We start from the raw sequence: 14,761 nt of genomic DNA on the forward strand, positions 1-14,761 counted from the left end.
TAGTTACTGCAGTGGCAGGGCTGCGGTGACACAAACGAGGGGTTGGACTATGGCTAACAACAACCGCGCTGATGGGCAGGACGGGCCGATAGAACGGCGGCAATTTCTCAAACGCACTCTGGGAGCGGTCGGGGTAGCCAGTTTGCCCTTACCAATCAGCCAGGCACTGGCAGCCAGTAATGGCGGCGGAAACCTGGCACCGGATGTGCCGGAATGGTCCCTGTCCCAGGGGAAGCCCATTCTTTCACCCGCCTATGGCCAGCCCTCTAGGTTTGAGGATGGCGTAGTTCGCACACCGACGGACTTAACACCCACCAAAACCTCTTCCTGGAGTTTTACCCCGTTACAGGATCTGAATGGCACCATTACCCCCAATGGCCTGGTCTTTGAACGCCATCACGGCGGGGTTCCGGATATCGATCCTGAACAGCACCAGCTGATGCTGCACGGCATGGTCGAGAAGCCGATGATCTTCGACATGGCAGAGATCAAACGCTTCCCCCAGGTCTCGATGAAGCGTTTCCTGGAATGTTCGGGCAACACTTTGACTGAATGGAAAAAGCCCAGCGGCAAGACCGTTCAGGAAACCCATGGTCTGCTCAGTTGCTGTGAATGGACAGGCGTACGCCTGTCTACGCTCCTGCGGGCCGCGGGTGTCCGGGATAAGGCCAAGTGGATTCTGGCAGAGAGCGCCGATGCCGCCGCGATGACCCGCAGCATTCCCATGGAAAAGGCCATGGACGATGCACTGGTGGTCTATGCCCAGAACGGAGAGGCCTTGCGGCCCGAGCAGGGCTACCCTTTGCGGCTGATCCTGCCAGGCTTTGAGGGCAACACCCAGGTCAAGTGGCTGCGCCGGCTTGAAGTCGGTGACGCGCCCTATATGACCCGGGAAGAAACGTCCAAATACACCGACCTGATGCCGGACGGGAGTGCTCGTCAGTTCACCTTTGTGATGGAAGCCAAGTCGGTAATCACCTTTCCGTCAGGGGGGCACACCCTTCCGGAAAAAGGCTTTTACGAAATCCGGGGGCTCGCATGGTCTGGCCGGGGCAGGATTACCCGGGTGGATGTCTCCACCGACGGGGGCCGCAACTGGACTCAGGCGGAGCTTCAAGGCCCGGTGGAGACCAAGGCACTGACTGCATTCCGGCTCCCATGGCGGTGGAAGGGTGGCAGCGCGCTTCTGCAGAGCCGTGCCATTGATGAAACCGGATACGTGCAGCCCACCCGCCAGGCGTTAATTGACGTGCGAGGGCTGAAATCCGTTTATCACCTGAATGCCATACAGACATGGGAAGTCAGCTCTGATGGAGGGGTCAGCAATGTTCACGTATAAAACCATCGCACCCATTGTACTTGTATCCCTGGCAGGGACAGGCACGGTTATGGCTCAGGATGAAGATTACGGGCTGGGCCGGGAAGCCACCGATCAGGAAATCGCGGGTTGGGACATCGATGTACCGCCCAGCGGTGAAGGTCTGCCCGATGGCTCCGGTAGCGTGGCCGACGGCAAGGAGGTTTACCAGGCCCAATGCCAGAGTTGCCATGGCGCCGACGGCAAAAGTGGCCCGATGGACCGGTTGGCAGGCGGCAACGGCACACTGGCGAGCGACTCTCCAGTCAAGACCGTGGGAAGCTACTGGCCTTATGCCACCACACTCTACGACTACGTCTACCGTGCCATGCCGTTCAACTCTCCACAATCCCTTTCGCCAGATGAAACCTATGCAGTCACCGCCTATGTTCTTCATCTGAACGGCATTGTGGAGGAAGACGCAACCCTCGACTCCGACTCACTCCCGGAGGTCAAAATGCCCAACCGGGATGGCTTCGCCCACCCAGACCCACGCCCGGATGTTGATGCCAGGGCGTGTATGAGTGATTGCAGAAGTGGTGAGTGACGGACCAGGCGAGCAGACGCAGAAATTTTCGGGCACCAGACATCTTGGCCATCAGTTCGAATCCACCCCATCAATTCGCTGCTCCGAGTGGCCCTTCAGAGCTTCCGGCCGATACAGAGCCGTACCCAGAACCAGAACAAACGCGGCCAGCACAAACACTTTGTTCACAAACCAGTTCGTGCGCCAGATGGACCACTCCGGATCCGCCAGAAACCAGATGAACAGCGTCGTGATAATGAGAATCTCAACCACCGACATGCCAATGGCCAGCAACAGGGTATATCGTGGTCGCACCAACAACGCCCAGGCCAGCCAGAGATGAGCCGCCGGCCAAAGATCCCAGTATATATAGGTTGTCCACGCCTCATCGCTGACCAGCGCAAAGCCAACCGGAAACAGATATTTGATAAAGACAGTCCAGGCCACGAGAATCAGGAACAGGTGCGCGAGAAACGTGATCCAGCGGCTCCGAAGATTGTCAGCAGGCGATGTCATTGCGGTGCTCCTGTCCTTTAATCCTATCTTTGCCCACTGGGGCCCTGAGGTACAAGTTCAGCTGCGATGAAGCTGGCCCGGCTCTCCGGAGAGCTCAAGGACATGTCCGCACGCTTCGTGGTTTAATCCGTTGCCGGTACGAGATCAGGGCATGCAACCTGCGAACGCCGCTGTTGCCGGAAGCGGCGTTCGAACATACGGGGCGTTTCTGTCGCGGGTGGAAGCGGGTTCACCCTAAGGACATCAGCCCAGCAGGCGCTCTTTGGCTTCATTGATACGGGCCGCCAGATAGTTACTTCCGCCATGGTCCGGGTGCAGTTTCTGCATCATCCGGCGGTGGGCCTGGATGATCTCCTCCCGGCTGGCACCGGGCTCCAGCCCGAGGATGTCCAGGGCTTCGCTCTCGGTTAAAGGACCGTCGGAATTGGTACGATCACCGGGTGCCCCGCTGTCATCGCGGGCCTCGTCATCCGCACGCCAGGAGTCTCCGAACCGGCGATCAAGGTAGGATTCCAGCAGCCGGGCTGAGTCCTCGTCATGCTCCCGACAGTATCGTAGCAGCTCAATAAATTCGCTCTCGCCCAGATCCGCCAGCGCCCGACCGGCCATGGGGCCTTTCAGGATTTTGCCATTCATGGTTCCGGAGTCGTGGTCCAGGCTCATTTCGAGAATGTCGCTGGACACATGGGATTGGTTGCCCGGCTCGGCCTTTGAGTCCCTTCTTCCTCCACCTGCCACGCGCCCCATCAATAAGGGTGGCAGTACCCGGCGCAACAGTGGATAAAGAAACGCCAACAACGCAAAAATGAAATGCAACCGGCCGGTGACGGCCAGCAGAACCACCATCGCGATACCGGCAAACAACAACAGTCTGATAAGGGCCGGCTTGCGCTGGCCGGGTGGCTGTTTGCGTAGCCAGACCCACGCAAAAACCGACAACACGATAACCAGGAGCGTTAACTGCACTCAGAAACTCCGGGCTCATCAGCCCATTGATGGATGGTTACAGGCACTACCTGATCTGCCGGGTCAGGCGCCTGACTTCCAGGGAACTTCGACTGGAAAAGTCCTGCAAGGCCCTGGTTCCCCCGGAGGCATAGACCGCCACAGCGGCCATAAGATCCTTGAGCACCTGCGGGCTGTTGCGGTCAAAGGGTGCGTAGGCGCCGCCAGACAGCTTGCTCACCTGCTGAAACACCGCCCGGGCATGGGCATCGTCGCCCTCATGGAACATGAACACCGGGGTTCGGAGCATGCCCAGCTCCCCGGCGGTATGGCAGAGCTCGTCCACCGGCTCCTCGCAACAGTCCCCGATAAACACCACGGCCTTGACGGCCTTTGCGCGGGTTTCTTTCACGGCGTGGGCCAACACCCGGCTGACCTGGGTACGGCCACCCAGGCAGGAAACGCCGTTCATCAGGCTCAGCAACTGACCGGTCTCGGTGACAAACCCCGTGGCCTTGAATTCGCCAAAGCCACGATAGTAACAAAGCTGAATGGCCAGGCCGCCCAGATCCCTGGCCGCCATGAACAGCTCACTCTGCAGGTGGCAAGCCTCATCCCAGGTCGCCTCCCGGCTGGCGGTGGCATCCAGGGCGAAAATCAGCCGGCCCTGCCCCCTGCCCTGCTTTGGCAGTTTCCGGACCTGGTGGATAAACTGGTCGATAGACTGTTTATCGGATTTGGTGCGCAGCTCTTTGTCGGACATAAGCGTCTGAAACCGCCTAGGCTGGTTAAACTATGGCTATAAGCGTAGGGCAAAGACCAGGCAATTCACAGGTCCGGCGAAACGGTATTATTGGTCAACAAGCCTGAATACCTCTGATGACTGGGGGCAGCACTGTGTTCAAGGGCCGATGTTTTCAAACCATAGTTCATTCAACCTCATGGTTTTCCCCTCTGGTGGTTCTTCTGATAGTTGCCCTGGCCCTGCCGCGCGCCGTTCAGGCCTCCGGTGGCTTCTACCTGCTGTACCGCCAGTGGCAGCCCTACGACTGGCCGAAAGATTCGCCCTCGGCCACCGAGGTGACCCGTTCCCAGCGTGGACTGGGCTGGCGTCGCCAGGGTGCAGAGGGCGACTTCGGCTTTGATTACGATTACCAACCCCTGCGCATACGCACTGGTGAACCGGCGCACAACGGCCACTTGCACCGGCTAACCTTCGGGGGCCAGTGGCACAATTTGCTTTACCGGGTGGAAGCGCGGGCCGGTTTTTCCGGAACATCAAATATGTTCAAGTATCAAATCTTTCATAGTGATGTGGTGAATGGCCGCGCGGCGATGTTCCGGGCATTAAGTGAGAGCTCGCCCCTGAGTCTCGGAATTGGCGGCGATCATCGCTTCGGCTCCTTCCGCTGGCTTCCCAGGGTGCGCTGGGAACACGCCGGGGATAACGGCCACTGGCTGATGGATCTGCCGGTTATGCTGCGGTGGCAAAGCCCCGCTGCACGCTGGGAGCTTCGACTGGAACGCAAGGGTGATCGCTGGGCCACCCTTGACCCAGCCCGGGATGTCGAGAGCGCGCTCTATCTGCGTGGGTGGAAAACGGAGTTGACCTACCGGATCAACTCCGGTGGTGGATCGTGGCCAGCGGTGGTTCTCGGACTTGGCGCGAGTGTGGATACCCGTGTCCGGTATCGGGACCTGGAGGCCGGCCCCCTGGATCAACGCTTGGGCGATGCCCTTCTGGGGAGTATCAGGCTCGACTGGTAGATCGGTTATCTAGTGTGCCTTAACAAACGTTCGTCTTATTATTGAGCATGTCAGACAGACGCACGATTGACTCAATGCGGCGGGAGTTGCGCTTGATCCATCGCTGTGAAATGAACGTGATACCGGGGCCTGGCTGCAAGCCAGGCCCGCACTTTTTCAGCCTTAATAACAGAGCCAGCTAGCGGTTACAGTTTTGCCAGTGCCTCAGGCACCGGCGTGTCGCCGGACACCACGTCAAAGACGCGATTGGTGGCAGTGTCCGAATCCAGCACCGCGAGCAGGACACGGGCAACATCCTGCCGTGGAATCTTACCGAAACCCTCCAGCCTCGCACTCACCGCAACCTTGCCCGTACCGTCATCATCCGTCAGCCGGCCCGGACGAACAATGGTGTAATTCAGGCCGCTGTTTTTCAGATGCTCATCGGCGTTGTGTTTGGCCCAAAGGTAATGACGGAGTTTTTCCGGCCCCTTTTCCGGCTCTTCAGCCCGCATACTGCTGACCATAATAAAGCGTTTTATACCCATGACCCTGGCTGTATCCACCAGCCGGATAGCACCTTCCTGATCCACATCGATGGTTTTATCCGGCCCCGTATGCGGACCTGAGCCAGCGGTAAAAATGACCGCATCGCAGCCTCTCATGGCTTCGCTACAGTCTTGCTCCAGATCGCCCAGCACGGTTTCCGTAGCGCCCAACTGCTGCAATTCCGGGCCCTGATCCGGGTGCCGGATCAGAGCCCGCACCTCATGGTTGCTATCTGCCATTTCCCGCAACAGATGCTGGCCAATTTGCCCGTTGGCTCCTGCAATGAAAACATGCATGATGGATCTCCTGGTTTGCTGATTGGCGTAACTAACTCTCATAGCTTTGTGCGCAGCACTTACCATTCAAGGCACCGGGACATCCATTAGCCAGCCACTCATGATCAGGGACCTGGTAGAGCCAGGATTTGCCACTACCAGGCGCTCGATGGCTACGACATAGCGTCAAGTTTCTTTATCGCTTTTTTAAGTACCTTAACCGATTCGGCATGTTTGCCCTGGCTATGCAGTGATTCGCCCTGATCACGGAGCGCTTTGATACTGGCTTCAGTCTTACTATCGAGTTGGGCTGACTGCAGTTGTTGGTCGATCTGACTAACCAGAGACGGGCACTGACCAGCCAGCGCAGTGCCAGCTAGGAATACAGTGATTAATAGTGCAGCGAGATAGCGCATAATATTTCCTCCTTTGGCGCATCCCAGATAGCATCGCTAACCTGGTCGCCGTTTGACCTATTTTGGGGGATTTAGTTCCGAAACCCGGGGCAGACTTCCCACCAGCAACACCGGTTTCAGCCAGGCGCAGCGGGGAAGACACTCAGCTAATAAATCTGTCCCACTTTTCAGGATGGTAGAAGAAGCCAATGAAACCACTTAAGGGCTGTATATGATATTCGGAATGGCCTGGTTCGCCATGATGTGGTTTGGACTGATCATGGTGGCGCTGATTGCTGCCCTGGTGTTCGTCCTGCGCCGGCGTCACGATGCCGGGGATGACATCGAAGCGCCCACCGGCGAGCAACAAGATGAGGCTCGCCAACAGGTGCTTGACATGGTCAAGGGTATGCATGCCGCTGCTGACGGTCTCCATGGCCGCGCTCGTGTAAGGGCGTTGCGGAACTATATGGATAGCATGAGCGATGGCCTGGAACTGGCCTCGGAAATCCGCTCCCCTGCCAGCGGCTCCCCCAAGGGGGAATGGGTCATTGCGCCCGGAGCAAAACCCGAGCGTCGTATTCTCTACATTCACGGGGGCTCCTGGATCGCTGGCAGCCCCAAAAGCCATCGTGCCATTACTGACCGGTTGTCGCGGCTGGCCCACGCCTGCGTATTCGCTGTCGATTACCGGCTGATGCCGGAAAACCGCTACCTGGACGGCATTATCGACTGCCAGAGGGCTTATCGCTGGATGCTGGACAATGGCCCGGGCCAAAAGGCTCCGGCCAATTTCGTGGTGGTTGCGGGGGACTCCGCTGGCGGCAGCCATGCCTTGGGACTCATCGCCTGGATACGAGATCAGGGCCTGCCACCACCGAACGCCGCTATTGCATTGTCACCCTCCACCGAACTGATGCTGACCTCACTGGGCAGCCGTGCCAACCTGAAAACCGATGTCATGCTGGGACCAACCGTTAAAAAGCTGTCCCGGGTACCTCTGCCGTTGCTGTGGTGGGGAACCTTTCTGGGCATGCGGGTATTGCCCACCAGTCCGATGGCATCGCCCCTGCGCGGAACGTTACACGGTCTCCCGCCAACACTGATTCACGCCAGCGAATCGGAACTATTACTGGAAAACGCCCAGCGGTACGTTGAGAAAGCGCGGGCTGCCGGTTCACCGGTGGAAATGAAAACCTGGCCTGACATGGTTCATGTGTGGCATCTGTTTACGCCGCTGTTACCGGAGGCGGAAGAAGCGTTCGAGCATATCGGGGAGTTTCTGGCGCGGGTGGAAGCGAGTTCCTGCCGGTGAGTATTTGCCGTAAGGACTTCGACAGGCCCCGGCATTTGTCCTAGCATTAACTGGGTTGCAGAAGTCAATCGATCCAACTTGTATTTTAGCTGCCTTTCTATTTTTAGTCCCCAAAAGGCTCCTACAACTGATTTACTGTTTTACAGAGGAATGAAATGTCCTATTTCACGATTGCAGGGGTCCAGATGCATGCCCTGCATCACGGCGACAATACCGAAACCATGCGCCACCGGATTGATCTGCTGATGGCCCGTTTCCCGCAAGTGCAAATGGTGATGTTCAGTGAGCTCATAGTCACCGGCTCTTCCACCCATCACGCTGAACCTCTGCCGAGCGAAAAGGAAAACAGATTCTGCGAAATGGCCGAGCAGCATGGGATCTGGTTGATCCCTGGTTCCATGTTTGAGCGCCTGGACGATAAGATCTACAACACCCTGAGCGTAATAAATCCTCAGGGGCACGTGGTCTGCCGCTATCGCAAGATGTTTCCGTTCCGCCCCTACGAAAAAGGTGTGGAAGCCGGCACCGAGTTTGTTGTTTTTGATGTCCCGGGCATAGGCCGGTTCGGGGTGTCCATCTGCTATGACATGTGGTTCCCCGAGACCACCCGTACGCTGGCTGCCATGGGCGCAGAGGTTATCCTGCACCCCACCATGACGGACACGATCGACCGGGACATCGAGCTCTCAATTGCGCGCACCAATGCGGCAATCAACCAGTGCTATTTCTTCGATTTCAACGGGGCCGGAGCCATGGGGAACGGTCGCTCCATTGTGGCGGGACCTTCGGGTGACGTTATTCACCAGTCCGGTATCGGTGATGAAGTGGTGCCGATCGAGATTGACATGCAGCGGGTTCGTCGTGAGAGGGAAAGAGGTCTTCGGGGCCTCGGTCAACCCCTGAAAAGCTTCCGGGACCGGGAGGTAGACTTCAGTCTATACCGGCATCCGGACAGCTCGACCCCGTTTCTTGACAGCCTTGGGTTGCTGGAAAAACCAACAAGAGATGATCTGCTCAAATCTTGATGCCGCCGCAGGCTCTTGATAACGCAGCAGGCGCTCTGACGGAGGCACAGTGGATAATAAAAACATGATCCGGGGACTGATCAATAGGTTCCGTCAGCGCGTCGCCGACTGGCTTTCACCGGAAACAGAAGAGGATCTGGTGCCCGCAAAAACAACAATCAATGCCGAACACAAAAATTCTTCGCAAGCTCGGCAGGACAGGTCCACAAGAGGGGTGAAAGAAATGAGCACACTAAAAAGCATTTCCGATATTCGTCGTTATTTCCACAACAACAAGGAGCCGGTTTATTTTATCTCCGCGACCAACTTCAACCTTTTGGGCATCGGGGACTGGGTGGGCAATTTCCGTCACATCAATTACATCAACTGCTTCGACGACAAACAGAAGAACGTTTTCGTACCGAAGGAAAAATTCCCTCGCGACTTTGAAAGCATCGAGGATATCAATAACTACCTTCTTGAGCACAAGGAAGTCATTGATTACCTGCAGTCCCGGGGTGGCAAGGGCACCGTCGCGTTTCTCATGTTCGATGAGCGCACGGAAGAAATCTGCGAACAGCTCGGGCTGAAGGTCGCTTTCCCGCCGGCAAAGCTGCGCTCACGGATGGACAACAAGATCGAGACCGTACGTATTGGCAACAAGGTTGGCGTGCCCAGTGTGCCCAATGTGCTGGCCAAAGTGGGCAGCTACGACGATCTGATGGAGGTGTGCGCCCCACTGAGTACCACCGACCTGGTCATACAGACTGCTTTCGGCGACTCCGGCCACACCACTTACTTCGTCTCCAACGAGGACGAATATTACAAGTACGCCGAAGAAATCGAGGCAGAGCCCGAAGTCAAAATCATGAAGCGTATCAACTGCCGTGGTTCCGCCATCGAGGCCTGCACGACGCGTTGCGGAACCGTGGTGGGGCCGCTGATGACCGAACTGGTGGGATTCAAGGCGCTAACACCGTACAAGGGTGGATGGTGTGGCAATGAAATGTTTGCTGGCGCCTTCACGCAGGACGTACGTGATAAGGCCCGCGAGTATACCTTCAAGTACGGGGAAGCCCTGCGGGAAGAGGGATATCGCGGTTATTTTGAACTGGACTTCCTGATCGATACAGATTCGAACGAAGTTTATCTGGGTGAACTCAATCCGCGGGTTACCGGTGCCAGCTCCCTTACCAACGTCGCGGCATTCGCCCATTCCGACATTCCCCTGTTTCTTTTCCATCTGCTGGAGTTTTCGGGTGAAGATTTCGATCTTAACATCGAGGAACTCAACGAACGCTGGGCCCACCCTGAAAGTATTGACAGCTGGAGCCAACTTGTCATCAAGCACACGGATGAGTCTGTCGACCTGCTAACCGAAGCCCCCCAGTCAGGCGTCTGGCGAATGGCTGACGACGGCAGTATCAAGTTCGACCATTACAGCTACCATCCCCACGCTGCAGAGAGCGAGCAGGAAGCCTTTTTCATGCGAATCAGCGGAAAGGGAGATTTCAGGTATGAGGGCGCAGATCTGGGCATTCTGATTACCAGGGGGCGCCTGATGAATGATGACTTCCAACTGACGTCCAGGGCTCAGGCATGGATCGATGGTATCCGGGGGCAATTCAAAGGCCAGTCCCTGCAGGATCCGACAGTTGAGTCCGTCGCCGTCAATCACGCCATTGGCGGTGGCAATTTCAAGATTCTGTGAGCAATGAGAGCGGTAGGGCGGTTGATGCCGTTATCGCCCCTCGTTCCCGGAGTGAGGTGGGGGCTGCTGTGACACACCAGAAGCAACTGACCTTCAGAGCAGTCGATGAGGCGGCTCCCGGCGAAAAATGGCGGAGCCTATTTGAGCTTCACTGGCCCGCGTTTGAACGATGGTATCTGTCCGAAACCGAGCGCGAACGCCCCAGTTATCTGGCCTGCCTCAATGCTCTCAGTAAGCACATGCCAGAACTTGTGCCAACCTACCGATGGCTTTGCGAACTGTCCGGAGGCAGGGACCTGCCATCGCGTATGCTTAGCCTGTATCGACCTCCTCCGTATATCACCGGCTGCTCCCAGGCCGTTATGGCCACTGGCCAGACCAATGTTCTGGTAAGAAACTACGATTATCCGCCGGAACTCTGCGAGGGCACCATTCTCTCAACCTGCTGGAACGGCCGGCGAGTCATTGCCATGTCAGACTGTCTCTGGGGAGTCCTGGATGGCATGAATGAGGGCGGGCTTGCCATTTCACTGGCGTTTGGGGGTCGCAAGACCGTCGGAGATGGGTTCGGAGCGCCGATCATTCTGCGCTACATACTCGAATTCTGCGGCACTACTGAGGAAGCCGCCCGGGTTCTGGCCAGGGTCCCGACGCATATGGCTTATAATATAACCGTGAGCGATGCCCGGGGGCACTATGTCACCGCGATGATCGGCCCTGACCGGGAAGCGTCCATCAAACGTATCCCGATGGCGACCAATCATCAGAAAAAAATCGAATGGTACGCTCATGCACTGGCCTCAGAAACCCTGATCAGAGAGCGCCAGTTGGCCATTCTTCTGGAGGATGAGGAAACCACAGAGGAGCGCCTGATCTCGTCCTTTTTTTCGCCGCCGTTGTTCCGCAGCGACTATCGGCGTGGCCTGGGCACAATCTACACGGCTGTCTACCACCCGCTGGAGGGCCGCGTGCACTACTGCTGGCCCGGCCATTCGATGGAACTCTCGTTTGATCACTTTGAAGAAGGCAGCGTGAACATCCTTTACACCAGTCGTCCTGATGTCATGGAACAGGGGTAAATAATTATGGGTGATATAAGCGAAACCGACGCATCCTACAGCGCTCTGGGTTTTTATCACAAGATTTCCCAACTGAGATCAGACACCTGGAACTCTCTGAAGCGGGATATGGGAATCCTGGTGAAAGCCGGTGGCCAGGCAGACGTCCGGAACCTGATCAAAGCGATTGATATTAAACTGACCCGGCTGGAAATCATCGAGGATTATCATGCTTTCCCCTCAAGAGAGGATTTCCAGTATATCTGGTCCCTGTTCCGCTCGGGGGAATATGCTTCCCTTGAGAAAGTCGTGCGTCGGCTTGTGCGAACCCTGATCAGCGAATCCTACCGTCGCCGTCACGTGGATCTTAGTGGCAGTGATGCCGAGTCTGAAGATCTCGAAGCCCTTGATGCCCTGGACCAGCTGCGAAGGGGGCACCCCGCCTCAAACAGCGCGGCAAAGCCGTATTTCGAACTTCTGATTGTTGACGCCATGTCGCGCCAGGAAGAAGGAGTGGTGCGTGAGGCCTTCCACAGGCTGCGCCGACCTGAAGACAAGTTCATTTACGACGTGGTTACCGTCAGAAGTTTTGAAGACGCCCTTATTGCCATTCTGGTGAACCCCAACATTCAGGCCTGCCTGATCCGGTATGAATTTCCGCACAAATCGAAATACAACCTGAGTGTGCTGAGAAACTATCTGGAGGGGCTGTCAGAGGTAGAGCTGGACTCCCGGACCGAGGCCGAACGAAGCCTTCTTCTGGGTTCGATGATCAGTGAGATTCGCCCGGAAATCGATCAGTTCCTGGTGACCAGCGGCGACGTAGAGCTGACCGCCAGCAGTGACATCCGGCACTTCAACCGGATCTTTTACCGGGAGACGGATTACATCGAGCAGCATCACACCATACTGAGGGCTGTCGATAACCGTTACCGGACCCCATTCTTCGATGCGCTGAGAGAGTACAGCCGAAAGCCCACCGGCGTCTTTCATGCCATGCCTATTTCCAGGGGCAAGTCGGTGACCCGCTCCCACTGGGCGGGTCAGATGATCGATTTTTACGGCATCAACATCTTTCTGGCGGAAACATCCGCCACATGCGGGGGCCTGGACTCCCTTCTACAGCCCTACGGCCCGATAAAGAAGGCCCAGGAGTATGCCGCGCGGGCTTTTAATTCACGCCAGAGCTTCTTCGTGACAAACGGCACCTCGACCGCCAACAAGATTGTGGTGCAGTCGATGATCAAACCCGGTGATATCGTGCTGGTTGACCGGGACTGCCACAAGTCCCATCACTATGGCATGGTCATGTCTGGCGCCCACGTGGTCTATCTTGACTCCTATCCCCTGAATGACTATTCCATGTATGGGGCGGTCCCACTGAAAGAAATGAAAAAGGCGCTGATTGAACTCAAGCGCAATGGTCAGTTGCACAAGGTCAAGATGCTGCTGCTCACCAACTGCACGTTCGACGGCGTCGTTTACAACGTCCGCCGGGTTATGGAAGAGTGCCTTGCCATAAAACCGGACCTGGTATTCCTGTGGGATGAGGCCTGGTTTGCCTTTGCCACCTTCAACCCGACCTACCGTCCGCGTACGGCAATGCACGCGGCCAAAACTCTGCGGAATCGCTATTACAGCGATGCCTACCGTGAGGAATATGCACGGTGGAAAGAGAACTTCGACCAGCTTGATCCGGACGACGACGCCACTTGGCTTGATAATCCTCTGCTGCCAGACCCCGATCTGGTTCGGGTGCGGACCTACGCCACCCATTCCACTCATAAGACCCTGACCTCCTTGCGCCAGGGGTCCATGATCCATGTTTACGATCAGGAATTCCGGCAGAAAAATGAAGCCGCGTTTCACGAAGCCTACATGACCCACACCTCGACATCGCCCAATTACCAGATTCTGGCATCGATGGACGTCGGGCGGATGCAGGCCGAGATGGAAGGGTTTGAGCTGGTCCATGCTCAGGTGGAGGCAGCACTATCACTCCGCGAGCACCTGTACACCAATCCACTTCTGCTGAAATATTTCCGGGTCCTGACTAACAAGGACATGATCCCCGCAGAATATCGCCAGTCCGGCATAGAAACCTTCTACGATCCAGTCACCGGCTGGAATAAAATGGAGGAGGCCTGGGCTCATGACGAATTCGTGGTTGACCCAAGCCGGATCACCATGGCGATTGGCGAGACCGGGATTGACGGGGATACCTTCAAGAATGAATACCTGATGAACCAGTACGGCATCCAGATCAACAAGACCTCCCGTAACACGGTGCTGTTCATGACCAACATCGGAACCAGTCGGGGCTCGATTGCCTACCTGCTCGATGTGCTGGTCAAACTGGCCAAGGGCTTCAATCGGCGCTGGGACGACAGCAGCCGCCCTGAGCGCAAGATTATTGAGCGCAATGTCCATTCCCTGACCAAAGAGCTGCCGCCGCTTCCGGATTTCAGCCGTTTTCATGACGCGTTCAGACCCCGAAAGGATTCCCGGGAGGGGGATATCCGGCGGGCCTTCTTCCTGAGCTACACTGAGGAGAACACCGAATACCTGAGGTTTGACAACGACGACCTTCAGAAAGTCATGGAACAGGGCCGCGACGTCGTATCCTCAAGTTTCGTAATCCCCTATCCTCCGGGCTTCCCGGTGCTGGTACCGGGGCAAGTGATCAGTGAGGAGATACTCGAGTTCCTGTTAGCACTGGATGTCACCGAGATTCACGGCTATCGCCCCGAGCTTGGCCTGTCAGTGTTTACGGAAACGGCCCTTGAGGCGACGGACCAGGCACGGGGGTAGGCCCGCACATGTACGTGCTATAGGTAAAGCAATCCATGGATCGACGGCGGCATGCCCCGCCAGATGATTTACGAGGATCAACCCGCCAGCGCGGCCCGCACCTTCTTGCTCAGATGCCCCATGTCAACCCGCCCAAGTACCTGGGGACGCAGCTCGCTCATCACACGACCCATGTCCTGCATACCCTGGGCGTCGGTTGAACTGATGGCCTGCCGGATCAGGCCATCCAGGTCATCCTCGGTAAGGGCGGCGGGCATGAACTCCTCGATAATCACCATTTCCGCCCGTTCCTTGTCGCCCAGCTCCTGGCGACCGGCGTCATCGTATTGACTGGCAGCATCGCGGCGCTGCTTGAGCATCTTGTCCAGCACCTTCAGAACGTCCTCGTCATCCAGGTCACGGCGTTCATCAATCTCGATCTGCTTAACCGCGGCCTGAGCCATACGCAGGGTGACAAGCCGGGTTTTATCCTTGTTCCGCATCGCGTCTTTTACCGCGCTGTTCAGTTGTTCCTTGAGTGTTGGTGCCGACATTGGCAAGCTCCTGTTCTATG

The 14,761-nt window shown here is 56.8% G+C and carries 14 protein-coding genes; 8 read left to right on the forward strand and 6 right to left on the reverse strand.

Annotated features, from left to right (window positions below; all coding sequences use genetic code 11):
- Positions 1-49 precede the first annotated feature (49 nt).
- Both soxC and QPL96_RS09505 read left to right on the forward strand, forming a co-directional pair.
- A complete protein-coding gene (gene soxC / locus QPL96_RS09500; protein WP_303287147.1) occupies positions 50-1,339 on the forward strand; it encodes a sulfite dehydrogenase in 1,290 nt (429 codons plus the stop codon).
- Positions 1,326-1,904, forward strand: coding sequence for a c-type cytochrome (locus QPL96_RS09505; protein ID WP_303287148.1), 579 nt, complete (start codon positions 1,326-1,328; stop codon positions 1,902-1,904). The genes soxC and QPL96_RS09505 overlap by 14 nt, the downstream gene beginning before the upstream one ends.
- A 51-nt stretch (positions 1,905-1,955) precedes the next feature.
- Here the strand turns inward: QPL96_RS09505 and QPL96_RS09510 are convergent, their stop codons facing one another.
- From QPL96_RS09510 to QPL96_RS09520, 3 genes are all read right to left on the reverse strand, one after another.
- Positions 1,956-2,399, reverse strand: coding sequence for a hypothetical protein (locus QPL96_RS09510; RefSeq protein WP_303287149.1), 444 nt, complete (start codon positions 2,397-2,399; stop codon positions 1,956-1,958).
- A 243-nt stretch (positions 2,400-2,642) separates the two neighbouring features.
- Complete coding sequence (locus tag QPL96_RS09515; protein ID WP_303287150.1) at positions 2,643-3,365, reverse strand: molecular chaperone DnaJ; 723 nt, start codon at positions 3,363-3,365, stop codon at positions 2,643-2,645.
- A gap of 46 nt (positions 3,366-3,411) precedes the next feature.
- Entirely contained in the window at positions 3,412-4,107 is a 696-nt protein-coding gene (locus tag QPL96_RS09520) for a VWA domain-containing protein (RefSeq protein WP_303287151.1), read from the reverse strand.
- 194 nt (positions 4,108-4,301) lie between these two features.
- Here QPL96_RS09520 and QPL96_RS09525 point away from each other — a divergent pair, with 194 nt between their 5' ends.
- Positions 4,302-5,111: a hypothetical protein gene (locus QPL96_RS09525; RefSeq protein WP_303287152.1), complete on the forward strand. Its 810-nt coding sequence runs from the start codon at positions 4,302-4,304 to the stop codon at positions 5,109-5,111.
- Positions 5,112-5,296: 185 nt separating this feature from the next.
- On the opposite strand, the gene QPL96_RS09530 is transcribed toward QPL96_RS09525, so the two are convergent.
- Both QPL96_RS09530 and QPL96_RS09535 read right to left on the reverse strand, forming a co-directional pair.
- Complete coding sequence (locus tag QPL96_RS09530; protein WP_303287153.1) at positions 5,297-5,935, reverse strand: SDR family oxidoreductase; 639 nt, start codon at positions 5,933-5,935, stop codon at positions 5,297-5,299.
- A 152-nt stretch (positions 5,936-6,087) separates the two neighbouring features.
- On the reverse strand, positions 6,088-6,330 hold the full coding sequence (locus QPL96_RS09535; protein ID WP_303287154.1) for a hypothetical protein: 243 nt from the start codon (positions 6,328-6,330) through the stop codon (positions 6,088-6,090).
- 211 nt (positions 6,331-6,541) lie between these two features.
- Between QPL96_RS09535 and QPL96_RS09540 the strand changes: the two genes are divergently transcribed.
- The 5 genes from QPL96_RS09540 to QPL96_RS09560 all read left to right on the forward strand — a co-directional run bounded on the left by QPL96_RS09540 (position 6,542) and on the right by QPL96_RS09560 (position 14,208).
- Positions 6,542-7,624 carry an alpha/beta hydrolase gene (locus QPL96_RS09540; RefSeq protein ID WP_303287155.1) on the forward strand — a complete coding sequence of 361 codons (1,083 nt, stop codon included), beginning with the start codon at positions 6,542-6,544 and terminating at the stop codon, positions 7,622-7,624.
- 155 nt (positions 7,625-7,779) lie between these two features.
- The gene (locus QPL96_RS09545) at positions 7,780-8,649 is read left to right on the forward strand and encodes a carbon-nitrogen hydrolase family protein (RefSeq protein WP_303287156.1); all 870 of its coding nucleotides are present in this window, start codon (positions 7,780-7,782) and stop codon (positions 8,647-8,649) included.
- Between the two features lie 223 nt (positions 8,650-8,872).
- A complete protein-coding gene (locus QPL96_RS09550) occupies positions 8,873-10,339 on the forward strand; it encodes a biotin carboxylase (protein ID WP_303287157.1) in 1,467 nt (488 codons plus the stop codon).
- A 68-nt stretch (positions 10,340-10,407) separates the two neighbouring features.
- Positions 10,408-11,418: a C45 family peptidase gene (locus tag QPL96_RS09555; protein WP_303287158.1), complete on the forward strand. Its 1,011-nt coding sequence runs from the start codon at positions 10,408-10,410 to the stop codon at positions 11,416-11,418.
- A 6-nt stretch (positions 11,419-11,424) separates the two neighbouring features.
- Positions 11,425-14,208 (forward strand): aminotransferase class I/II-fold pyridoxal phosphate-dependent enzyme, encoded by a 2,784-nt coding sequence (locus QPL96_RS09560; protein ID WP_303287159.1) that lies wholly within the window; start codon positions 11,425-11,427, stop codon positions 14,206-14,208.
- Positions 14,209-14,285: 77 nt separating this feature from the next.
- Here QPL96_RS09560 and QPL96_RS09565 read toward each other — a convergent pair whose 3' ends face one another.
- Positions 14,286-14,741: a GatB/YqeY domain-containing protein gene (locus QPL96_RS09565; protein ID WP_303287160.1), complete on the reverse strand. Its 456-nt coding sequence runs from the start codon at positions 14,739-14,741 to the stop codon at positions 14,286-14,288.
- Positions 14,742-14,761: the final 20 nt, after the last annotated feature.

Origin of the sequence: Marinobacter sp. SS8-8 (assembly GCF_030540945.1) — a bacterium.
Classification (GTDB): domain Bacteria; phylum Pseudomonadota; class Gammaproteobacteria; order Pseudomonadales; family Oleiphilaceae; genus Marinobacter.